Here is a 20,569-nt window from a genome sequence, read left to right as displayed (position 1 = left end):
GCATGCGAACGCGCTACCCAGCGCATAACGCACCAGGAACCAGGCGCACTCTGCTGCGTCTGCTGCTCGCGCTCACGATATGTCTCGGTCTGACCTCGCCGATGATGGCGAAGACCGCCAGCGCGAGTGGGACCACCCTGTCCAACCCCGGCTTCGAGACCGGCGACCTCAGTGGCTGGACCACCACCGGCTCCGCCTTCAGCGGCGCGGTCACCGACGATCCGGGATGGGGGTGGGGATGCTGTTTCAACCAGGCAGGCACCCACCACCTGTGGGGATTCGCCGGCGGCGGCGACGGCGCCACAGGAACCATCACCTCCGAGCCGTTCACCGTGAACGGCACCGGGATGATCAGCGCCCTGGTGTCCGGCGGCCGTAACGAAGCCCAGCTGTACGTCGCACTGACCACCCTGGACGGAACCGTTCTCCACAAGGCCACCGGCATCGACGACGAGGCGTACCGCCGCGTCACCTGGGACGCCCGCGAGCACCTCGGAGAACAACTGCGCATCACCGCGGTCGACCAGGCCACCGGCGGCTGGGGCCACATCAACCTCGACGACGTCCGCGTCGGCATCGACAAAGCGCCCGACCCGGCCCAGGAGGGTCTGGCCGCTTACTGGGACTTCCCCGAAGGCCAGGGCACCACGACCACCGAGCGGATCAGCCAGGCCGCCGACCCCATCAGCTACGTCTTCAACGACGCGGTGGACAAGCCCGACAGCGCCCCTCTCTGGCGCAGCGAACGCGAAGAGGAAGGCGTCCTGTCCGGCGCGCTCCTGTTCGACGGCTACTCCACCTGGGTCACACGCGCCGCGTCCCAGACGCAGATCCCCACCGACGGCATGACCATCGAAGGATGGGTGGCCCCGCGCGCCTTCGAATGGGGCGACGAGGGCAAGCCCTCCGCCATCGTCAACCAGCAGGACAAGGGCGCGAAGCGCGGCTTCTCGCTCGGCGTCGGACGGCACGGGGTGTGGGAGTTCGGCGTCGGCACCGGAGACGCCTGGTACGAGGCGAAGGTGCCCAAGTCAGCGGCCCTGGACGCCGGGAAGTGGGCCCACCTCGCCGCCGTGTTCGCGCCGGGTGAGGGCGCTGTCAGGCTGTACCTGAACGGCACTCAGGTCGCCCAGACCTCCATCCCCACCAGCGCACGCCTGGCCAAGGCCGACGTTCCCCTGATCATCGGGCGCCACAACCAGCCCGCGATCATCAACGGCACCTTCGCCGTCAACATGTTCAACGGCCTGATCGACGAAGTGAAGGTCCACACCGACCCGCTCACCCCCGCAGCCGTCGCGGCGAGCCACGCCAAGGACCTGCAGTCGTTCAGCGGCGGCAGCATTCCCCAGGCCCGCATGGCCATGGACCGCGCACGCTACGACGGTGACCGCTACCGTCCCGGCTACCACTTCACCGCCCCCAACCACTGGATGAACGAGCCCCACGCCCCCATCCAGGTCAACGGCAAGTACCACCTCTTCTACCAGCACAACTCCCACGGCCCCTACTGGCACAACATCGGCTGGGGTCACGCGGTCAGCGAGGACCTGGTCCACTGGAAGGATCTGCCCGACGCTCTCGTCCCCACCGCCGACAGCGTGGCACCCGACGGCGTCTGGTCCGGCGACTCGACCCTCGACGAGAACGGCGTGCCCGTCCTGCTGTTCACGGCCGGCAACGACGCCCAGCGCCCCAATCAGGCAACCGGCCTGGCCCGCCCCGTCGACCCCAGCGACCCCGACCTGGTCGAGTGGAAGATGCACCCCACCCTGGTCACCAGCCAGACCGCCGACCTCGACGTCGGCGCGGGACGCAAGGTCCGCTACGGCGACTTCCGTGACCCCTTCGTCTGGAAGGAAGGAGACACCTGGTTCCAGCTGATGGGTTCGGGCGTCCAGAACACCTCAGGCGCCGACATCGGTGGCACCGCCCTCCTCTACACCTCCAAGAACCTCACCGACTGGACCTACTCAGGCCCTCTGATGGTCGGCGACGTCGCAGCCCACCCCAAGACCGGCCAGGTCTGGGAACTCCCCACCTTCCTGCCCATCGGCAAGGACGCCCAGGGCCGCCAGCGCCGGGCACTGCTCATCAACCCGGCCTTCCCGGCCGGGCCCGGCGAATACAGCAGCAAGTACGTCTACTACTGGGTCGGCACCTGGGACGCAGGGGCCCGCAGGTGGACACCCGACACGACCGAGCCCAAGCTGATGGACTACGGCGACCACTTCACCGGCCCCAGCGGAACCGTCGACGACAAGGGACGGTCCCTCGTCTTCAGCATCGCCCAGGACCGGCGCACCGAACGCGCCCACTACGACGCCGGCTGGGCCCACAACGCGGGCCTGCCCATCGAGCTCACCATGCGGCCCGACGGAGACCTCGGCTTCAGCCCCGTGGAGGAGGTCTCCCGCCTCCACACCGGCGAACCGCTCCTGAACATCACCGCCCCGACCTCCGTCGATGACGCCAACTCACGCCTGGCCGCGGTCAAGGGCAACATGCTCCACATCAAGCTGACCATGGAACGAGGCACTGCCGGCGCCTTCGGCCTCGACGTACTCCGCAGCCCCGGAGACGAAGAACGAACCCGCCTGTTCTACGACGCCCCCGCAGGACAGCTGGGCGTCGACCGCTCGCGGTCCGGGAACAACTCCAGCGCCGAGCCGAACTTCGGCATCCACAAGGGGCCGCTCACGCTCTCGGGCGGCAACCTGACCCTCGACGTGTTCCTCGACCGGTCGATGATCGAGGCGTACGCGAACTCACAGAAGTCCATCACTACCCGCGCCTACCCCTTCCGGCAGGACTCGCTGGGCCTGCGACTGTTCGGTGACGGCAGCGTCATCAAGTCCATGACCGTCTGGAAGATGGGCAACATGACGGACTGACCCGACCGACCGCACGTACTGAGAGCGCGGCCGCAGTGCGCTGCCCTGCCCTCAGCCTCCTCGGCCCACTGCGGTGTCGCTGTGGGCCGAGCGCGTGTTTCCGAGGTCTCGCCGTCAGGCTGGAGCGCGTGCCTGACTGACCGCTGCCGTGCCCGTCGGCGCGCTTCTCGTCACTGCGACCCCACCCCTCCCGCCCCGGGAACGGCCGATGAGCCGATGCCGATGAACGTCGAGCACGAAGAGCTGTTCCGTCCCTGAGGCCTGTCGTACCGGCCTTCTGGGGCGGCCGGCAGGAGGAGCGCCCGGCGGAGCAGACCACGAGCTACATTCACCAGGTGCTGTGCGGTCGGCTGACGGAGATCGCCGCCGAGCATGCGGCCACGGCCGCGCGGGCGCTGGCCGCCGTACGGGAGCCGTAGTGGCGACGCTGGACGAGCTCTTCGACACCGCCGGAGACCGGCTCCGTACGGCGGCTGCGGCCCCCGCACCGGACCGTGCGGCCACCGCCGGTCACCTCGACCGGTTCCTCTCCGCTCTCGCCGAGCCCTTGGGGCTGGGCGGCGGGGAAGCCACGCAGTCGTCCGTGACGGACGATCTCGTCTTCCACGTGGGCCGGGCCAGTGATGCCTTGCAGTCCGCGCGACGTCTGCTGCCCTCCCCCGCCACCGGTCCGGCGCAGAGCCACCTCCTCGACGCGTCCGCCGCGGTCGACGCGGTGCGCGACGTCATCCACAGTCACCGGGGACCCGACCTCACGCCGCTCAGTGCGTACGCGTACGCACTGAGCACGGGCCCGGCCCACCACTACCTCACCCGCCGCTGCGCCGAACTCGCCTGGGGCGCGGCCCAGGTGGCGTCCTCCCTGGCCCGGGACACCCTGGCCCCTTCCGCGGGCGCGGCGTTCGCCGACGTTCACCGTTCTCTCTCCGAGGCCTCGGTCTTCGGCAGGGACGGTAGGCGCGACGCCGACGCGGCGATCGGCGCTCTCTCTCTGACGCTTCCCGTCTACCCGGTACAGGCGGGCTCGGCCGACCGGCCCCAGGACGTACCGGCGCACCTCGCCGAGGACTGCGACCGGCTGTCCCGTGCGGCGTTCGAGACGCTGCACCACCGCTCCGACCGCCACATGAGCGGATCGGACCTCCAGCAGCTGGCCCGCTGGACAGCCATGCAACGCCTCCTGGCAGGCCGCGTCCTGCTCAGGGCCGCCGAGGAACTCCGGACCAGGCGGCGGCCGGCCTGCGGCAGAGCGCGGAAGCGCTGCGCGAGTCCGCGCAGGCCTGGCAGAAGTCGGCCACGGCATGGCACCGGATCGTGGACACCGCCGACCCGCGGTCCCACCCCAAACTGCCTGCTCCCAGCTATGAGATCGTCCGCCGCGGGGAGGTGGTGCGCCTGCCCCAGATCCTCCCCCACCCGTCCTCGGTGATCGCCCGTACAGCAGCGGTCCGCGTGGGGCAGCTGCTCTACGGAGCCGAGTGGCGGCCCGAGGCCACCACCAGGCCCGACCCGCGCAAGGGGGCGGAGATCCTCGCCGCCACACGGGGCCCCGGAGCTCTGGCCGCCGCCCTGTACCGACTGCCCGCCACAGGCTGGCAACTCGCCCTCGCCTTGCCGCAGGCAGTGAGCCGGGCACGATGCGGCCTCGTCACCGATGTCTTCGAGCACCAGGCCCCATGCTCCCCGGGGTGAAGAACCACTGCTTCCGTCCGATCGCCCCTCAGCAGGTGGAGGCGCTGGCTGCCCCGTACAAGGCGATCCTGCCGACTGTGCTCGTGAATGCCAATGAGGTCGGCGAGCTATCGCCGCGCACGACGAAGCCGCCGCCACTCTGAACGCATCGTGACAGGGGTCCGAACACCATCCTGAGCCACCGGGCCGGTGCCCCCTGGAAGTTCAGTCAAACCCGATCAACTTGGACGGTAGGAAAAGACCGGATCGGCCCACCCTCCGAGCCGACGGCACACCCCGAAGCGTCGCGGAAGCCACCAACGTCGGCGTGCGGCTCCCGCATCAACGGTCGACCACGGCGGACCTGCCAGGTCCTCCACGCCCCACCAGGTCTTCACCGCCTTTTGGCCGCGCAACTTCAGCAGCGGCCAGCGCGGCAGATGCAGACCGACGAAGAACATCGACACGTCATCGCCGCACTTGGTCGTGTAGAAGAACTTCTGGACTTCCGTGTAGCTGGCGCCCAGAGCGCAGTCCAGGCCCATGGTTCCACCGAGCCACGTCAGAGCCAGCTTGTCGCCGGCCGGGATCGACGGAATCAGCACAGGGTTGAACCATCGCTCGCGGTCCAGACCGCGGGTGAGTCCTGTGCGTCCAGCCTGGGCCACCACAATGTTGATTGCGGGCCCAGTCCCGACGTTCACCAGCCACCACCTCGGGTCCCCACCGGATTGCCCGCTCTCCCACATGAACTGCAGTACGGGCATGTGCGCCCGACGACTGGACGTGTACGCAACGATCAAAGACCCCAGTGACACGAGTGCCGCCAAGATCGAAATCGAGAGTGCCAACATCGTTTCCCCCCAGGTCGCGTCTCCAGCACATACCCAGAAGAACAAACTGAGTCTCCTGCCTCAGCACAGCCAGATCCGTGGGAGGCCAGGCGGATCACGCTGAGGGTGGGGGTGCCGTCTGCCCGGCCGCACGGTATACAGCCGGAGGGTGCCGGAGGAAGGACGCGCTGCCCTCCCCCGGCACGGGAGGGAGTGTGGGTGTCATCTGTCGCTCCGCGACGAGGACGCGAAGGAGGCGGCCACAGCCGTCAGCCGACGCCGCGACGCCAACCGCAGCGCGCGTCATCGCGCGTGTCGAAGCCCTCACCTCGCCGACGTGCCACAGCGGCAAGCGGCGCAGCACTACTGCGGACCTGGCGAAGGTGAGGTCGGGGCGGCGATCGCACAGTGCAGCCCGGGGACGCCCGTGACGAACCGCCCGTCGAGATGGTGCTCACCGCAGGAACGATCCGGCCGGGGCGGCGCCGGACGTACGAGGTCGGCTGCTTCCCGAGCCAGTTCTGGACGTCATGCGGTCGTCCCCGGGCTGGCGGGCAAAGCTCCTTTCCGTCCAGCCGCGGCTTTCGTATCGGTCCGTGTCGAACCAAATCGCGACGTCACGGCGCATTTGGCTTCGGTGAGGTCTCCAGAGCCGATGTGGCGATGGCGCTCTACTGGAGGCCGGCGAGAGCGTTTAGTTCTGCGGCACGAGCGGCGGCGCGGCGTACCGCTTGGGCAGCTTCAGGCCACGCTCGGCCATCACCGCACGCAGGCGGTCCGGGTAGTCGGTGATCAACCCGTCCACTCCGTCGTCCATCAGCTTGCGCATGGTCGCCTCGTCGTCGACGGTCCACGGGATCACCTTGATCCCGGCCTCGTGCGCTCGACGCACCAACTCCTGCGTGGTGTAGGGGACATACCCGGAATCGGTGACCTTGCCATCCTGAGGTGAGCCGTGCACGGGGGAAAGGGCGTCCGCGCCGAAGGAGGCGACGGCCGCCACCGGGTCCCCGCCGAAGTCATCGATGTCCAGACCGCCCAGCCAGGGCGAGCGACCGGGCTGCCCAGGCTGCAGGAACTGGTTGCCGTTGGTGAGCGCGACAAGGCGCAGTTCGGGCGCGACCTGGCGCATCCGCATCAGCGCCCCCCAGTCGAAGCTCTGCACCGTGACCCGCCTGGCCAGCCCTGAGACGCGCACCTCCCGCGCCACCACCTGGACAAAGTCCTCGCGCGGCGCCGTCTCGTGCGGTGCCCCCGCCTCGACTTTCGTCTCCACGTTCAGCCCGACCCGGTGCGCCTGGCGCTCCTCGACCAGGTCGAAGACCTCCGTGAGCAGAGGTATTCGGGCCCCCGGGCTCGGCCGCTGCCCCGGGAACTGCGGCAGCGTCTGCGTACCGCAGTCCAGGGTCCGCACCTGGGCCAGCGACAGGTTCACGATGTATTTGCCCACATAGGGGTACTCCGGGTCCCCCGCCGCCACCGGCCCGGTGTCCCGGCACTTCGCCGCCGAGATGCGGCGGTCGTGGGTGACCACCGCCCGCCTGTCCTCGGTGATCTGCACATCGAGTTCCAGGGTGCTCACCCCGATCTCCAGCCCGCGCGAGAAGGAGGCGAGCGTGCTCTCCACCGTCAGCCCGAGCCCGCCCCGGTGAGCCTGGAGGTCGAAGTGCCGGGGCCCGTGGCCGGGCCCGTTACCGGCGGCCGAGGCGGGCGAGGCCGTCAGGAGCCCGGCGCAGGCAGCGGCAGCCAGTACGGCGGCCGTGACCGCTCTGTGCAGACGCGATCTCATAGGGGAAATCCTCTCCGTCACGGGACGACGGCCACGCCTCTTCGTACGGGTACGGCCACCGCCACCCTCGCCGACCGGTCTTCGCGCAGGAGAACTTCCCATGACGCGCGCATGCCGACCGTGCCAACGTCGGGATTCCGTTCAGACCCTGCCTGCGCCGACCACCAGCAGGCACCACGCAGTACTCCCGGCGCCGTGCCGTACCGCGCGCCGGGGCGCCTCCTCCGCCCCACAAGAGCATCGTGCTGACGAGACGGTCGGAGGAGCGGGTGGCACCCCGCGCCCCGTCCTCGTCCCAGCCGGGCAGCAGGTAGTCACCGGCAGTCCTCCCAGGGCCTCCGTCCCGGCGGCCGGCGGTGTGCAGCCATGGGCGAGTTCGGGCGCGGTGCCGGCGAAATCGTGAGGGGGCCACGCGGAGCACGGGACTGATCACCAGCGCCTCCCCGAACCGGCGCTTCAGGTCCCGCTCGGTCCGGGAGGTTTCCACGAGAGGAGTGCGCCGCGTGGCTTCAGCCAGCGGATGGGTGGCTGTGCGGCCGCCGGCTGCGACGGCGTGCTGACGGTCCTGGTGCCCTGGGGGTACGTCATGCCGGGGGTCGCGTGCGCGAGCGCGGTCAGCGTCCGGACGCCGACGGTTTCCGTACCAGGCTCGCGCAGGTCACGGGGCGGAGGTCACCTCGCAGGCATGTCACCTTCCGGTGGTGCCCGCCGTCACATCGACCCCGCCGCCTCGTCGTGGGTCGTGAGGCCCAGGCGGTCGGCGACTGTGGTGAGTGCCGCTCCCAGCGGGAGGGAGATCCGGGTGGCAGCGTGCCGGTCGCCCCTGGTCGGGTCCCGGTTGATGATCAGCACGGGCGTCCCCTCCTGGTCGGCCTGGCGGACGAAGCGGAGTCCGGACATGACCGTCAGCGAGGAGCCCAGGACCAGCAGGGTCGTCGCTTCGCGGACCAGCGCTCGGCAGTGCTGGACCCGTGACGGGGGCACGGCTTCGCCGAAGAACACCACGTCCGGTTTGAGGATGCCGCCGCAGAGCGCACAGGGCAGCACCTGGAACTCGCCGACCTGCTCGTCGGTGAGGTCCGCGTCACCGTCCGGGTTGATCGCAGCGTCCACCGGTCCGAAGCCCGCGTTGGCCACCTCCAGGCGCCCGGCCAGTTCGCGTCGCGGGCTGACGGCGCCGCAGGACAGGCAGACGACCCGGTCCAGGCTCCCGTGGATGTCCACGACGCCCTCGCTGCCCGCGGCCTGGTGCAGACCGTCGACGTTCTGGGTGATCACTCCGGTGAGCAGACCGTGCCGCCCGAACGCGGCGACGGCGCGGTGCCCGGCGTTGGGACGGGCACGACCGAAGGTACGCCAGCCGAGATGGCTCCGCGCCCAGTACCGGCGACGGGCCTGGGCGCTGCCGGTGAAGTCCTGGTAGGTCATCGGCGTGTGCCGGCTCAGGCTCCCGCCCTCCCCTCGGTAGTCGGGGATACCCGACTCCGTGGAGAGGCCGGCTCCGCTGAGCACCAGTACGCCACCGGTGTCCAGCGCGTCCACGACCGGCTCCAGGGCTGTGGTGCCCGGGGACGGATCCCCGATGGGGGTCCAGCTCAGTGTGGGGCGCATACGCATAGCCCCCAGGGTACGGAACAGGCTGCCGTCCCCCTGCCCCGCGCCGCCAGGACCTCGCTGCGGCTGCTGCGCCACCCACGGCCGAAGCCCGGACCGTGCTCTGCGCGGCACCTCCTTCGGATGGACGGTCTCGGTCGACTCCACGATCAACTGGGCGCGCGAAGTCGTCGCGGACCTGGACGTCCTCAAACAGGCGGGCCCAGGTTCCATCCACCTATCAGCGGCCGTCTGCCACGGGCCAAAGCGTTCGGCAGGTCACGCCACGGAGCACCCGCCCGCAACCGCCACAGCGAGCAGCGGTAACCGGACGGCGGAGGTCGTCCCGCGATGATCCACGCCCGTTCCGTCCACTCGCCATTGGAGGTGTAAGGCCCACTCGTCGGCGAGGGTGCGGTTGAACGGTTCGACTTTGCCGTTGGTCTGAGGCCGGTAGGGGCGGGTGAGTTTGCCGGTCGCGCCGATGTCGGCCAGGGCCTGTTTCCAGGTAAGGCCCGGCGCGCGCCGCATCTTCCCGCAGACTCCCGCCACGGCAGTCATCCCACACCCACGTGCCGCGCACCGGAAGGTGAGCAATAGGTTCCGCCGCTCCAGCCCCAGCCATCGCGGGGTACCGGAGCGGGCACGAGCGGCCAATCGACTGAGCGGTCCGGCACGAGCCGGACCGCTCACCGTGGGCGGGCCCCGTCCAGGGCCAGGTCCACGAGCCCCTGGACGAGCACGTCGTCCAGGGGTCCCCCGCTGAGCAGCACCCGCACGAACAGCGGGCCGCTGACGGCCTCGATCAGCAGCCCGGGATCGGTGTCGGCGGCCAGCTCGCCCCGCCCGATACCCCGCCGGACCATCACGACTGCCCGGTCGAGACGCTCGCTCCAGTAGGGACCGCGCCGATCCTCGAGAGTGTCGTCGTACTCGACGCTCAGCCGCAGCAGAGCCCGGCCCTGTGCGGTGCTCAGCAGCCGGGACAGCGCGACGAAGAATTCCAGCAGGTCGTCGCGGACCCGCCCGGTGTCCGGGACCGGCAGCGCGGCGTCCAGCTCCGTGGTCAGCGCGTCCAGGATCAGGTTCTCGCGCGTTCCCCACCGCCGGTACACGGAGGTCTCGTGCACCCCAGCCGCGCGGGCCACGGCGCCCACCGTCGCACCCGCCAGCCCTTGGCTCGACAGCAGGTCGACCGCGGCGGCCAGTACGGCCAGGCGCATCCGCTCCCCACGACGTCGCAGGGGTGGGGCAACGGGTTCCGGTGAGCTCATGGAAACAGCGTAAAGCAAGTCCTCATGCGTTGGATGTACAGTTAAAGCAAGTCGAACTGCGATGCCTCCTGAAGGCCGTTCGCGTTCGCCGCACCGAGGAGGTCATGTCATGGCGCAGATGCTCGCCGCCCGCCTGCACGTCCCGAGCCGCACCCTGCGGCTCGAGGAGGTGCCCCGCCCGCAGCCCGGCCCCGGGGAGGTGCTGGTCCGGGTCGAAGCGGCCGGCGTGTGCCTGTCCGACGTGCACCTCATCGACGGCACCCTCACCCCGCTCCTCCTCCAGGGAGACACGGTCACCCTCGGCCACGAGGTCTCCGGCACCGTCGCGGAGACCGGGGCGGGCGTCACCACATGGTCGCCCGGACAGCGGGTCGTGCTGCACGCCGGCGAGACACGGGACGGCGTCACCTACACCCGCGGTGTCGACTACGACGGCGGCTGGGCCGAGTACGCCCTTTCCGCCGCCGATGCCATGACGCTGCTGCCCGACGCCATCCCCTTCGAACAGGGCGCGATCATCCCTGACGCCGTGTCCACCCCGTGGGGCGCGATCACCGAGACCGGAGCGGTCCGGCCCGCCGAGGCGGTCGGCGTGTGGGGCGTCGGCGGGCTCGGCATCCACGCCGTGCAGCTGCTCCGGGCGATCGGCGCCTGTCCGGTCGTCGCCGTCGACCCGAACCCTGTAGCCCGCGAACGCGCCCTGGCCGCGGGCGCGGACCTGGCCCTGGACTCAGCCGATCCCGAGCTGAGCCGGACGGTCCGTGCGGCGACCGGCGGCGCCGGGCTCGCCGCCGCCTTCGACTTCGCGGGCGTGCCGCCCGTGCGGGAGCAGGCGGTCTCCGTCCTCGCGCCCAAGGGGCGACTGGTCCTGGTCGGCCTGACCGACAAGCCGCTCACCGTCTCGGACGGGACCCGATTCAGCTACCTCCAGCAGCGCATCCTCGGCCACTACGGTTCCGACATGCCGGTGGCCCTGCCGCAGCTCCTGCGGCTGATCGAGGGCGGACGCCTGGACTTCTCCGGATCCGTCAGCGGGATACTGCCGCTCGGCGAGGTCGCTGCGGCGGTCGCCCGGCTGGAGAAGAAGGAGGGCGACCCGATACGGCTGGTCCTCCGCCCATGAAGCGAGGAGAGGCCTGAGAGGGCGGTTCGTGAACCTTTGAGTTGATCTGCTGTCACCTGATGGTGAGGCGTAGAGGCGGAATCTACCGGTGCACGGTCGTTGATCGGGTGATGTGATCGGGTGCCTGGGCATCGACGTCGAGACCGTCGCCCGCGACCCGCAGATCAAGGGATTCGCGTGCCGAAACGGTGGCGGGCCGACCAGACCTACGGAATCCTGATGCTCCATCGGCGTCGGGTTCGCGACTACGAGCACAGCCCTTCCTCCTCGGCCTCCCGCGTGTACTGGGCGATGACCCGCCGGCTCACCGGCGCTGACACCCCCGCCTGGCGCGAGGCACAGGCGGTAGCAGCATGAACATCCAGGCCTTGCGCGACGCCCTGGAACTGCAGGAACAAGCTGCCCGGGCCCTGGCCGACGACCTCCGTGAACAGATCGACGGACTGCAGAACCGGCTGCGGGAGGCGGAGACCCATCTGGAGCATCTCGCAATCACCCGCACCACCGTTACCGGCCTCGCCGACCGGCGTCCCGCTGCCGCACCGGACCTGCCCGAGCACCCGGACCACCCTCGCATCCTCGCCGTCTTCAACCACGCGACCGGACCACGACGGGCCAGGGACGTCTGCCAAGCCCTCGGCCACGAACTGCTGCCGAAGAACGTCGAGGGCACCCGCGCCAGGCTGAAACGCCTGGTCAAACTCGGGATCCTCATCGAAACGGCAGCGGTTGCTGTGGTTGCGGTACGTCGCTGCTGTGCCGCAGTGGTGTCAGGAAGCGTGGGGTCTTCGTCATTGCCAGCACAACTGGGCGCCGGAAGGATCGAGTTGTGACGCAGCGCAGGTCTGCGGCTATCCACGGACAAGGAATCAGCATGCGCATAGCTATCGTCCTGTACCCCGGTTTCACTGCATTGGATGCCGTGGGCCCCTATGAGACGCTCAGCCCACTCCCGGGCGCGGAAACGTTCTTCGTCGCCGAAGAACCGGGTCCTGTGGTGAATGACAGCGGCAGTCTCATGCTCGTTGCCCAGAAATCCATGTCACAGGTGGAACAGGCTGACATCCTCGTCGTTCCGGGCGGGATGCCTGAGTACATCGACGTTCAGGTGAAGAACGAGTTCTTCCTTGCGTGGCTGCGCGCCATTGACGCCGTGTCCACGTGGACCACCTCGGTGTGCATGGGTTCTGTGCTTCTCGGAGCGGCCGGACTGCTGAAGGATCGCCGGGCCACCACGCACTGGCTGGCTATGGACCGTCTGGCTGCCCTCGGCATCGAACCCACCGGTGAACGGGTCGTGGCCGACGGCAAGTACATGACCGCGGCCGGTGTGTCCTCCGGGATCGACATGGGCCTCACTCTTGTTGGCCGCATCGCAGGTGAGGGTTTCGCGCAGGCCGTTCAGCTGCTGACGGAATACGACCCGCAACCTCCCTACGATGCCGGGTCGCCGGCCAAAGCTCCGGCCGCACTCGTGGCCAAATTCCGGGAGGAGGGCTTCCCGCAGCGTTGAGCAGCGCATGCCGGAACACGCCAACCGCATCCCCGCGTGTTGCCAGGATTATCCGACTTGCGCTGGCAGCTGGCTGCCGACGCCGCTGAATCCGGGCCCTGCTCATGGGAGGAAGCCGCCGGCCGCGACCCGGCCGACTCCGCACCCGGCGGCCCCGCGCGGCGCCCGCACCGCACGACCTTCCACAACGGCAGCGAGGAAGTGTCCTTGATCCCGGTCCCTACCGTAGTCCGCGCTGCGAACTGCGGTAGGGATCGGTCGGCGCGAGGACCTCTGCGTCGTCAGGCCCTCCGGCGCGGGAACGGCGCGGCCGTACGCCCCTCGCCCAGGCCGTTGTCCAGGGCGCAAGGCCGCCCGGCGGACACCCGGCCGCCCCGTTCACCGGCCGCCAGCCAGAGCACGGAGAGCAACAACAGGGCCGTTCCGGTCAGAACACTCGCGCTGAGCCGCTCGCCGAGGACGAGGACGCCGATGAGGGCCGCGGTGAGCGGCTCGACCAGGGCGACCACGGAAGCCGTGGTGGCCCGGACGGCTTTGAGGCCGGCGAAGAAGAGCGTGTACGCCAGTGCGGTCGGCACCGCTCCGAGGTAGAGGATGAGACCCAGGGTCCACGAGGCGCCTTCGAGGTCGGGCAGCAGACCTTCCAGCAAGGCCATCGGCAGAAGGCACGCAGTTCCCACGGCGAAGCCGGTGACCATGGAAGCGAACGCACCATCGGCGTCGTCTCGGCCGGACGAGCGCCCGAGCAGCGTCACTCCCGCGTAACCGGCGGCGGACAGCAACGCGAGCCCGATGCCCGGAAGGGGGGACGGGCCTGCGCTTCGGTCCGCTCCGCCCATGAGCAGGACCAGACCGATGACGCCGCTCGCCACCGCGGCGGTGCCCGCTGCGCTGGTGCGCTCGCCCAGCGTGAGCCGGGCTCCGACAGTGATCAGAACCGGTCCCGCGCCGAGTGTCACCACCGTGGCCAGGGTCAGTCCGGCTTGCTGCACGGAGGCGAAGTAGGCCGTCTGGTACACGGCCAGCCCGGCCCCTGTGACGAGCACCCGACGTCGATTCACGGTGAAAGAGGCACGAAGCGGGGCCGCTCCCGCCGTGAACCGGCGACGTAGCACGGCATGGGCTGCCAGAAGCAGCACCAGGCCGGTGACGAACCGCCAGAAGGAGACAGAGATGGGGCCGATCCCGCCGGCCTCGTACAGTTCGGCGGCCGCGGCACCGCCGGTTCCCCACGCCGTGGCGGCGATCGCGACGTAGAGCATGCCCTGCCTGACAGGCAGGGCGGACGAGCGGGAAGAGCTGGAAGAGGACTGCAACTGAGGTCTCCTCGGATGGTTGCCGACACGACGTCTTCTCGTGGGCAACCCGCGCTGCCGTCCCGGCGGGGCCGGGACGGCAGCGGACGAATCGCCCGCCTACGAGGCGGGCGGCGGAGGCGTCAGGAACAGCTGCATGTGCTCACGTTATCGGGCCTTCCCCCGTGGTGGACAGACTTTGTCGATCACGTGGCGAGCGGGAGTCCGGCGGTTGGTGTCCTCGGTCGCATGCGCCGGTGCCGAAGTGGCCATATCGGTGTGTCCACCACTCAGGGAGAGGCTCCATCCGTCCTCGGGAACCATGCTGCGATGTCCACGTCACGTGGATGCACGGGCTCGGAGAGCACGACCCCTGTGGTGGTGTCGCCCAGTTCCGCCAAGCGCTCGATGATCTCTTCCAGATGGCGCGCATCCCGAACGGCGATGGCCAGCTCGTAGCAGTTCTCGCCGGTGACGTGGACGCACGAGAGGACGTGCCCCATGGCCAGCAATTGGTCGCGCATGGCCTGCGAATTCCGGACGGATCGGTGCCGGGGGCGCAGTGAGACGTGTGCCCGCAGGCCCAGCCCGAGCCGTGCCAGGTCGAGGTGGACACCGTAGCCTTGGATCACGTCGGATTCCTCCAAGCGCCGGACGCGCTCCGCGACTGCGGGTCGGCTGAGGGACACCCGGCGGCCCAGCTCGGCGAGGCTGACTCGGGCATTCTGGGAGAGTTCACGGATGATCGCCAGGTCGACAGCGTCGACGGGCGGCCATGTGTAACCGGACAGGGTGGAACACCTCCTGATCGACGGTCAGAGTGCGCAGTTGCCGTCGAAGTGGCATGGGCGCGCAGGTCGCCGCAGCCTACCGTGATCACCCATGAGAGCCACTGTGCTGCAGGAGGCCGGACAGATCCGGCTCGTCGACGTCCCCGACCCCGTGATCGAACAGCCGGACGACGCCCTGGTCAGGGTGTCCCTGGCCGCCGTGTGCGGATCCGACCTGTGGCCCTACCGCGGGCAGGAGTCCTTCACTCCCGGGGACCGGATGGGCCACGAGTGGGTCGGCTTCGTCGAGGAGGTGGGCGCCGACGTCACCCGCGTGCGACCTGGAGATCTCGTCCTCGCGCCGTTCGCCTTCGCGGACGGCACCTGTCGGCATTGCCGTGACGGACTGTTCACCTCGTGCCCCGGTGGAGGATTCTGGGGCGGAGGCAACGACGGCGGCCAGGCCGAGGCGGTCCGCGTACCGTTCGCCGACGCCACCCTCGTCCCGGTGCGCGGCGTGGACGCGGACACCGACCTGCAGCGCCGGTTGCTTCCACTGACGGACGTCATGGCGACCGGCGTCCATGCCATCCGGCTGGCCGGCGTCCGGCCGGGAGAGACCGCCGTGGTCGTCGGAGACGGTGCCGTCGGCCTCTGCGCCTCACTCGCCGCGCGCCGCGCCGGAGCCGGGCGGGTCATCCTCGTCGGTCGCCACCTTGACCGCGGCGACCTCGCGCGGCGCATGGGGGCCACCGACATCCTCTCCGCGGACGACCCCGCGACCCCGCACCTCGTGCGGGAGGAGACCAAGGGCGGCGCGTCCGGAGTGGCCGAGTGCGCGGGCACCCAGTCCGCGCTGGACCTCGCGCTGGACCTGGTCCGGCCCGGCGGCACCATCGGATCCGTCGGCGTCCCCAACGGCGTGGACCGTGTCGATCTCTACCGGCTGTTCCGCCACAACATCACCCTGCGGGCAGGGGTCGCGCCGGCCCGCCGCTACCTTGAACCGCTACTCGAGGACGTCCTCGCCGGAGACATCGACCCCTCACCCGTGCTCTCCGCGGAGATGCCCCTGGACGCGGTCGCCACCGCCTACCAGGTCATGGACGCGCGCCACGCCGTCAAGATCGCACTCCGCCCATGACCCTCGCCACGACCGCGCGCCGGCGCCTGCCTCCTTGCGTCAGGGGGATGCGGGGGTGTTCTCCCCGCATCGGTCGAAGGCGGCCAGGTAGTCGTCAACGAGCCGCACCTGCCGTGCCGGGGGAAACACCTCCGGGGCGAACAGAGCCTGGACCACGAGGCCGAGCACGAAGGACTGGGCCCCGGCCGCGATCTCTGCGGGATCACCGGGGGGCATCTCGCCCAGCTCCTGGGCCGCGGCCACCCGCTCTTCCAGCCTGGCACGGCTGTTGGCGTACTTGCGGCCGTAGCCGGCACTCAGGTGGGGGTCGGAGAGCGCGGCGTCCCAGGAGGAGACCCAGACCCGGTTGCTGTCGGTGGCCTCGGGAGTCAGCGGGAGGATGTCCAGCAGCGCGTCCCTCACGGCAGCCAGACCCGGGCCCGACTCGCGGCGCGGGTGGGAGAGCGTGCGCTCCTCGAGCAGGTCGAGGGCGTAGTCCACCAGTGCGCGTTTGGTGGGGAAGTAGTGCGTGAGCAGCCCGGTCGTCGCCCCGAGTTCGGCCGCGACCGCGCGCAGGGTCAGCCCGGCGAAGCCGCGCCTCGCCATGACCCGCCAGACCGCCTGGGACATATCGCGTCTGCGTGCCTCGTGATCACCCTTGGTACGCGCCATGCCGCCACGCTACTTTACCGTAACAACCGTTATGTGAATGGAGAGGCACTCATGTTCTCGCTGCCGTTGCACGACGATGCCCATCTCGCCCCGTTGGAGGTCCTGCACGCCGAGGAGTTCACGGAGCACCTGGACCGGGCCCGTGAACACATCCGCCCGTGGGTCGGACCGGCGTTCGTCACCGAGGATGTGGTCGGCGCCCGGGCCACGCTCGAGCGGTATGCACAACGCCAGGCCGCCGACGGCGCCCGGCTGTACGGCATCTGGCGGGCCGGAGTGCTGGTCGGCGGCGTCATGTTCACCGACTTCGACGCGGCGTTCGGCTCGTGCGAGATCGGCTGCTGGCTGGAAGCCTCCGCCGAGGGTCACGGCCTCGTCACACGGGCCTGTGCCACGCTCCTGGAGTGGGCGTTCACGACCCGGGGGCTGCACCGGGCCGAGTGGCACTGCCGAGCCGACAACGACCGCAGTTCCGCAGTCGCCAAGCGACTCGGCATGACGCTCGAGGGCGTACGACGCGAGGCGTGGCCCTATCAGGGCACGCGCTACGACAAGCAGCTCTGGGCGGTGCTCGCTCCCGAATGGCAGGCCAGGGACCGGTGACCAGTGACGGCAGCGCCGGCGGCACGGTCAGCAAGGGGCCGACCTGGACGAAGAAGTCCCAGCGTGACGAGCGCGACCGCAGACCGGCGGGATGTCAGCGGAGAACCCCGTGCCGAGGGCAGCTGGCCGTACGGGTTCGCCTCCCCAGGGCAACGACAACCTCGCCCATGTGCAGCACGTGCTGAGCACGCTCAACGGGGGCGGCGCCGCTGCCGTGATCATGCCCAACAAGGCCGGCACCTCGGCGAACCAGAGCGCGTGCCCCTGTCGGACCTGTGCACCATCCAGGCGGGCCCGTCGTACAGCCTGCTGAAGCAGCACATCACGACCGACGGTGGCGTGCGACTCCTGTATCCCCAGAACGTGCGCGGAGGCCGCCTCGCGGAGATGGCCGATGACCGGCACGTGACGGAGGCGCGGGCCCGGAGCCTGGACCGCTTCCTGCTCCGGCCAGAGGACATCGTCTGTGTCCGGACCGGAGCCATGGGCGCCCCGGCCCTGGTCCGGGATGTAGGCGCCGGCTGGCTGATGAGCGCCAACGTGATCCGGCTCAGGATGGAGGACAAGCACCTGGCCCGTGTCCACCCCGGCTATCTCGCGGCCTACTTGGGGCGGCCCGATTCGGTTGCCTGGGTACGGGACCGTGCGACGGCGACCGGTGCACCGTCCATCAGCGCTGCGACGCTGGGCAATCAGCGCGTGCGGCTTCCCCCGTATACCGAACGGCAGCGCGTCGTCGCGGTCCTCGACGCGCTCGATGCCCAGGCCACGGCCCACAGTCGCCTCGCCGCAGCGGTCGCTCACACCCGCGCAGCGCTGGCGGAACGTCTGATGACCTCGCATCTGGGCGCGGCCACGCAGCCGAAAGGCGGCAGGCACTACCGCGGAGTGGAGGTAGTCGAAGCCCATGCCGCGGATCGGCCGACCGGCTTCGCGTGTTGGACGAGAGGTGTCAGTGCTCGGCGACACGGGATATGTCAGTGAGCTGCCGGGTCACGGGTGTGTAAGGGCGTCGAGTCGGGCGGCGAGGTCAGGGTGGGCGGCGGCCAGGTGCGGCCGGGTGGCGATGAGGGGGCCGATGAGTTCGGCGGGGTCGTCGTGGGCGAGGGCCGCGTGGAGTTCGCCGAGCGGGCGGCGGGATGAGGGGGGAAGGTCGGCGAGGCCGGTGATCTGGCCGGCGAGGCGGCGCAGGTCGGCCGCGTTACGGCGGGCCCGAGCGGCGGCGGTGCGGTCGGCGGCGCGGCGTTCGCGGGTGGCCGTCACGCGTTGTTCGCCGGTGGTTCCGGCGGGGCCGGGGCGGCCGCGCAGGTAGCGGCGTTCGGCGGCCTGGCGGCTGGCGACGCCGAGGGGGTGGGCGAGGTCGGCCCAGCTGGCGCCCGCCTCGCGGGCCGTTTCGATCAGGCCGGTCTCCCATCCGGCGAGCTGTTCGCGCACCTGCCGGAGCAGCATCAGGGAGGCGAGGGCCGCCTCCGGGCCCGGAGCGGGAGTCTCGGGGACGTCGGGGTGCTCGTGCCGGGCGTCGTGCAAGGCGTCATCGATGGCTTTCAGTGCCGCCGCGGCAGCCAGGAAGGACGCCGGGTCCTGGGTGGCGGCGCTGGGCGTGGGCGGCTGGTCGGCTGCGGTCACGGGCACCTCCCTCTCATTGTCATCCTCTCGACGACATCATGTTTGTCATCCATTGGATGACATGTTACAACAGTGTCAGTGCAGCGCATTGGCAGCAACTGCCCGAACCTGCTGGAGGTGTTTCACGATGTTGATGCGCACTGACCCCTTCCGTGAGCTGGACCGGCTGGCGCAGCAGCTGATGGGGCCGGGTACCTGGTCGAAGCCGTCGGCGATGCCGATGGACGCCTACCGAGAGGGCGACGAGTACGTGGTGGCCTTCGACCTCCCCGGCGTCACCGCGGACGCGATCGACATCGATGTCGAGCGCAACATGCTCACCGTCAAGGCCGAGCGCCGTCCGGCGGCGAAGGCCGACGACGTGCAGATGGAACTGTCCGAGCGACCGCTGGGCGCCTTCTCCCGCCAGATCGTGCTCGCCGACACCCTCGACACCGAGCACATCAAGGCCGACTACGACGCAGGCGTGCTCACCCTGCGCATCCCGATCGCCGAGCGCGCAAAGCGCCGCAAGATCTCCATCGGCGTCGGCTCGGGCCACAAGGAGATCTCCGGCTGACACCGGCCGGACAGGTGCGGAGGACGGGCACCTGATTTCCCCCTCACCCCGCCCTCCGCACCCCTACGGGCATCCGAATGAAACAAGAAGGGGTGGCGGCCGAGATGACTCTGCGACGCGAAGTGTTCCTCGACCACGTCAAGGAACGCGGCGAATACGACACCGTGGAGGAAGCCGAGCGCGCGGCCCGCGTGGTGCTCGCCCTGCTCGGCGCACACCTGGTCGGCGAAGTCCGCGCCCAGCTCGCGGCACGCCTGCCGGAAGCCTTCGCCCTCATCCTGCTCAACCCGCTGACCAGCGCCGAGCCGCTGCCGCCGGAACGGTTCGTGCGGGCGACCGCGGCCTGGATCGAGGGCGCCACCGAGCAGACCGCGACCTGGGACGTCAGCGCCGTGCTGTCCACCGTCGCCGACGCGGTAGGCGAGGAGCTGCTGGGGCAGATCCTGCTCCAGTTGCCCGCCGGCTACGACCTCCTCTTCGGCCGCCCCCACCCCACCTGACCGATATCCCCAGGGACTTCCCCTGCTGCGATCCACGAAAGGCATGCACCGCAGTGATCACCGACGCCCGCGCACCGCTCGCACACCAGCAGCCGTACGGGACGGCGTACGAGCAGATGCTGGAGAAGGTCCGCTACGAAGGCGCCTACCCCACCCGAGAGAGGGCTGAAGAAGCTGTCCGACTGGTCCTTTCGGGGCTGGGACGCCAACTGACCGGCGAGGAACGCGTCGACCTGGCCGCCCGGCTGCCCCTGGAAGCCACCCGCGTCCTGACGGCTCAGGTCCCCGACATCCAGCCGCTGACGGGCTGGGCGTTCGTCAAGGACCTCGCCGCCCAGTCGGGCGCCTCCCTCGCCACCACCCGCTGGGACACCGGCTCCGTCTTGGCGGCCGTCTCCGCCTACGCCGGCGCCGACCTGATCACCCGCATCCTGCACCAGCTCCCCACCGGCTGGGCCCTCCTGTTCGGCCGAGCCGAACTCGCCCCGGCCGCGTGAGCGGCCGAGCCCTTCCGGCGTGACAGCCGGGCTCCGGGCGACAGGAGCCCGGCTGAAGACGGCGTTGCCCGGGACGCAGATGGCGTCCCGGGCAGTCTGTGCGGGCGCCGGCCGCGACGCCGCTCGGGCGGTTGCCGGCCTTCGCCGGCTCAGGCCGAGGCCGGCGGAGCGGATGATTCGGCGGCGCGGCGGTATTCGGCGTTGATGCGCTGGGCTTCTTCGAGCTGGTCTTCG

At 70.2% G+C, this 20,569-nt stretch carries 21 protein-coding genes and 4 pseudogenes; 14 read left to right on the top strand and 11 right to left on the bottom strand.

Going from position 1 to position 20,569, the window contains the following annotated elements:
• Positions 1-101 precede the first annotated feature (101 nt).
• The 4 genes from ACWCQM_RS37085 (at position 102) to ACWCQM_RS37070 (ending at position 4,729) form a co-directional block, all read left to right on the top strand.
• The gene (locus ACWCQM_RS37085) at positions 102-2,894 is read left to right on the top strand and encodes a GH32 C-terminal domain-containing protein (RefSeq protein ID WP_450919485.1); all 2,793 of its coding nucleotides are present in this window, start codon (positions 102-104) and stop codon (positions 2,892-2,894) included.
• A gap of 418 nt (positions 2,895-3,312) precedes the next feature.
• Positions 3,313-4,323, top strand: a complete 1,011-nt coding sequence (locus ACWCQM_RS37080) for a hypothetical protein (protein ID WP_450919484.1) — start codon at positions 3,313-3,315, stop codon at positions 4,321-4,323.
• The gene (locus ACWCQM_RS37075; protein WP_450919483.1) at positions 4,284-4,586 is read left to right on the top strand and encodes a hypothetical protein; all 303 of its coding nucleotides are present in this window, start codon (positions 4,284-4,286) and stop codon (positions 4,584-4,586) included. Before ACWCQM_RS37080 ends, ACWCQM_RS37075 begins: the two co-directional genes overlap by 40 nt.
• Positions 4,583-4,729 (top strand): hypothetical protein, encoded by a 147-nt coding sequence (locus ACWCQM_RS37070; protein WP_450919482.1) that lies wholly within the window; start codon positions 4,583-4,585, stop codon positions 4,727-4,729. The genes ACWCQM_RS37075 and ACWCQM_RS37070 overlap by 4 nt, the downstream gene beginning before the upstream one ends.
• 75 nt (positions 4,730-4,804) lie before the next feature.
• On the opposite strand, the gene ACWCQM_RS37065 is transcribed toward ACWCQM_RS37070, so the two are convergent.
• The 5 genes and pseudogenes from ACWCQM_RS37065 to ACWCQM_RS37045 all read right to left on the bottom strand — a co-directional run bounded on the left by ACWCQM_RS37065 (position 4,805) and on the right by ACWCQM_RS37045 (position 10,054).
• Positions 4,805-5,269 carry a hypothetical protein gene (locus ACWCQM_RS37065; RefSeq protein WP_450919481.1) on the bottom strand — a complete coding sequence of 155 codons (465 nt, stop codon included), beginning with the start codon at positions 5,267-5,269 and terminating at the stop codon, positions 4,805-4,807.
• A gap of 823 nt (positions 5,270-6,092) precedes the next feature.
• Positions 6,093-7,187: a glycerophosphodiester phosphodiesterase family protein gene (locus tag ACWCQM_RS37060; protein ID WP_450919480.1), complete on the bottom strand. Its 1,095-nt coding sequence runs from the start codon at positions 7,185-7,187 to the stop codon at positions 6,093-6,095.
• A 711-nt stretch (positions 7,188-7,898) separates the two neighbouring features.
• A complete protein-coding gene (locus tag ACWCQM_RS37055) occupies positions 7,899-8,804 on the bottom strand; it encodes an NAD-dependent protein deacetylase (RefSeq protein WP_450919479.1) in 906 nt (301 codons plus the stop codon).
• Positions 8,805-9,173: 369 nt separating this feature from the next.
• A pseudogene (locus ACWCQM_RS37050) lies at positions 9,174-9,281 on the bottom strand (integrase core domain-containing protein); the annotation flags it as partial.
• A gap of 188 nt (positions 9,282-9,469) precedes the next feature.
• Positions 9,470-10,054 (bottom strand): TetR/AcrR family transcriptional regulator, encoded by a 585-nt coding sequence (locus tag ACWCQM_RS37045; protein WP_450919478.1) that lies wholly within the window; start codon positions 10,052-10,054, stop codon positions 9,470-9,472.
• Positions 10,055-10,163: 109 nt separating this feature from the next.
• On the opposite strand from ACWCQM_RS37045, the gene ACWCQM_RS37040 reads away from it, so the two are divergent.
• The 4 genes and pseudogenes from ACWCQM_RS37040 (at position 10,164) to ACWCQM_RS37025 (ending at position 12,690) form a co-directional block, all read left to right on the top strand.
• Positions 10,164-11,177, top strand: coding sequence for a zinc-binding dehydrogenase (locus ACWCQM_RS37040; protein WP_450919477.1), 1,014 nt, complete (start codon positions 10,164-10,166; stop codon positions 11,175-11,177).
• A gap of 124 nt (positions 11,178-11,301) precedes the next feature.
• Positions 11,302-11,534 (top strand): annotated as a pseudogene (locus ACWCQM_RS37035) (IS5/IS1182 family transposase); the annotation flags it as partial.
• Positions 11,531-12,010: a hypothetical protein gene (locus tag ACWCQM_RS37030; protein WP_450919476.1), complete on the top strand. Its 480-nt coding sequence runs from the start codon at positions 11,531-11,533 to the stop codon at positions 12,008-12,010. The pseudogene ACWCQM_RS37035 and the gene ACWCQM_RS37030, both read left to right, overlap by 4 nt.
• Before the next feature lie 41 nt (positions 12,011-12,051).
• Positions 12,052-12,690 carry a DJ-1/PfpI family protein gene (locus ACWCQM_RS37025; RefSeq protein WP_450919475.1) on the top strand — a complete coding sequence of 213 codons (639 nt, stop codon included), beginning with the start codon at positions 12,052-12,054 and terminating at the stop codon, positions 12,688-12,690.
• Between the two features lie 281 nt (positions 12,691-12,971).
• Here ACWCQM_RS37025 and ACWCQM_RS37020 read toward each other — a convergent pair whose 3' ends face one another.
• The 3 genes and pseudogenes from ACWCQM_RS37020 to ACWCQM_RS37010 form a co-directional block, all read right to left on the bottom strand.
• A complete protein-coding gene (locus tag ACWCQM_RS37020) occupies positions 12,972-13,952 on the bottom strand; it encodes a DMT family transporter (protein WP_450919523.1) in 981 nt (326 codons plus the stop codon).
• Between the two features lie 323 nt (positions 13,953-14,275).
• Positions 14,276-14,617, bottom strand: coding sequence for an Lrp/AsnC family transcriptional regulator (locus ACWCQM_RS37015; RefSeq protein WP_450919474.1), 342 nt, complete (start codon positions 14,615-14,617; stop codon positions 14,276-14,278).
• 3 nt (positions 14,618-14,620) lie between these two features.
• A pseudogene (locus tag ACWCQM_RS37010) lies at positions 14,621-14,737 on the bottom strand (AsnC family transcriptional regulator); the annotation flags it as partial.
• Between the two features lie 130 nt (positions 14,738-14,867).
• Here ACWCQM_RS37010 and ACWCQM_RS37005 point away from each other — a divergent pair.
• Positions 14,868-15,899, top strand: coding sequence for an alcohol dehydrogenase catalytic domain-containing protein (locus ACWCQM_RS37005; protein ID WP_450919473.1), 1,032 nt, complete (start codon positions 14,868-14,870; stop codon positions 15,897-15,899).
• A 39-nt stretch (positions 15,900-15,938) separates the two neighbouring features.
• On the opposite strand, the gene ACWCQM_RS37000 is transcribed toward ACWCQM_RS37005, so the two are convergent.
• Complete coding sequence (locus ACWCQM_RS37000; RefSeq protein ID WP_450919472.1) at positions 15,939-16,550, bottom strand: TetR/AcrR family transcriptional regulator; 612 nt, start codon at positions 16,548-16,550, stop codon at positions 15,939-15,941.
• A gap of 51 nt (positions 16,551-16,601) precedes the next feature.
• On the opposite strand from ACWCQM_RS37000, the gene ACWCQM_RS36995 reads away from it, so the two are divergent.
• A complete protein-coding gene (locus tag ACWCQM_RS36995; protein WP_450919471.1) occupies positions 16,602-17,153 on the top strand; it encodes a GNAT family N-acetyltransferase in 552 nt (183 codons plus the stop codon).
• A gap of 258 nt (positions 17,154-17,411) precedes the next feature.
• The gene (locus ACWCQM_RS36990) at positions 17,412-18,137 is read left to right on the top strand and encodes a restriction endonuclease subunit S (RefSeq protein WP_450919470.1); all 726 of its coding nucleotides are present in this window, start codon (positions 17,412-17,414) and stop codon (positions 18,135-18,137) included.
• Between the two features lie 9 nt (positions 18,138-18,146).
• On the opposite strand, the gene ACWCQM_RS36985 is transcribed toward ACWCQM_RS36990, so the two are convergent.
• A complete protein-coding gene (locus tag ACWCQM_RS36985) occupies positions 18,147-18,779 on the bottom strand; it encodes a type III effector protein (RefSeq protein WP_450919469.1) in 633 nt (210 codons plus the stop codon).
• 127 nt (positions 18,780-18,906) lie between these two features.
• On the opposite strand from ACWCQM_RS36985, the gene ACWCQM_RS36980 reads away from it, so the two are divergent.
• From ACWCQM_RS36980 to ACWCQM_RS36970, 3 genes are all read left to right on the top strand, one after another.
• Positions 18,907-19,338, top strand: coding sequence for an Hsp20/alpha crystallin family protein (locus tag ACWCQM_RS36980; protein ID WP_450919468.1), 432 nt, complete (start codon positions 18,907-18,909; stop codon positions 19,336-19,338).
• A 104-nt stretch (positions 19,339-19,442) separates the two neighbouring features.
• On the top strand, positions 19,443-19,838 hold the full coding sequence (locus ACWCQM_RS36975; protein WP_450919467.1) for a DUF2267 domain-containing protein: 396 nt from the start codon (positions 19,443-19,445) through the stop codon (positions 19,836-19,838).
• Positions 19,839-19,891: 53 nt separating this feature from the next.
• Positions 19,892-20,335, top strand: a complete 444-nt coding sequence (locus tag ACWCQM_RS36970; protein ID WP_450919466.1) for a DUF2267 domain-containing protein — start codon at positions 19,892-19,894, stop codon at positions 20,333-20,335.
• A gap of 149 nt (positions 20,336-20,484) precedes the next feature.
• On the opposite strand, the pseudogene ACWCQM_RS36965 reads toward ACWCQM_RS36970, so the two are convergent.
• Positions 20,485-20,569 (bottom strand): annotated as a pseudogene (locus ACWCQM_RS36965) (MerR family transcriptional regulator); the annotation flags it as partial.

This window comes from Streptomyces sp. NPDC002125 (assembly GCF_053593715.1).
The sequence above is the reverse complement of the archived record's forward strand: the minus strand, read 5'-3'. Positions and strand labels throughout refer to the sequence as shown.

Bases quoted from the DNA above. Each gene is read 5' to 3' on its own strand.
- ACWCQM_RS36980 (WP_450919468.1), top strand. From the start codon at position 18,907: ATGTTGATGCGCACTGACCCCTTCCGTGAGCTGGACCGGCTGGCGCAG.
- ACWCQM_RS37020 (WP_450919523.1), bottom strand. From the start codon at position 13,952: ATGCTCTACGTCGCGATCGCCGCCACGGCGTGGGGAACCGGCGGTGCC.
- ACWCQM_RS37025 (WP_450919475.1), top strand. From the start codon at position 12,052: ATGCGCATAGCTATCGTCCTGTACCCCGGTTTCACTGCATTGGATGCC.
- ACWCQM_RS37040 (WP_450919477.1), top strand. From the start codon at position 10,164: ATGGCGCAGATGCTCGCCGCCCGCCTGCACGTCCCGAGCCGCACCCTG.
- ACWCQM_RS37055 (WP_450919479.1), bottom strand. From the start codon at position 8,804: ATGCGTATGCGCCCCACACTGAGCTGGACCCCCATCGGGGATCCGTCC.
- ACWCQM_RS36995 (WP_450919471.1), top strand. From the start codon at position 16,602: ATGTTCTCGCTGCCGTTGCACGACGATGCCCATCTCGCCCCGTTGGAG.
- ACWCQM_RS37000 (WP_450919472.1), bottom strand. From the start codon at position 16,550: ATGGCGCGTACCAAGGGTGATCACGAGGCACGCAGACGCGATATGTCC.
- ACWCQM_RS37030 (WP_450919476.1), top strand. From the start codon at position 11,531: ATGAACATCCAGGCCTTGCGCGACGCCCTGGAACTGCAGGAACAAGCT.
- ACWCQM_RS37005 (WP_450919473.1), top strand. From the start codon at position 14,868: ATGAGAGCCACTGTGCTGCAGGAGGCCGGACAGATCCGGCTCGTCGAC.
- ACWCQM_RS37045 (WP_450919478.1), bottom strand. From the start codon at position 10,054: ATGAGCTCACCGGAACCCGTTGCCCCACCCCTGCGACGTCGTGGGGAG.
- ACWCQM_RS36975 (WP_450919467.1), top strand. From the start codon at position 19,443: ATGACTCTGCGACGCGAAGTGTTCCTCGACCACGTCAAGGAACGCGGC.
- ACWCQM_RS37060 (WP_450919480.1), bottom strand. From the start codon at position 7,187: ATGAGATCGCGTCTGCACAGAGCGGTCACGGCCGCCGTACTGGCTGCC.
- ACWCQM_RS37085 (WP_450919485.1), top strand. From the start codon at position 102: ATGATGGCGAAGACCGCCAGCGCGAGTGGGACCACCCTGTCCAACCCC.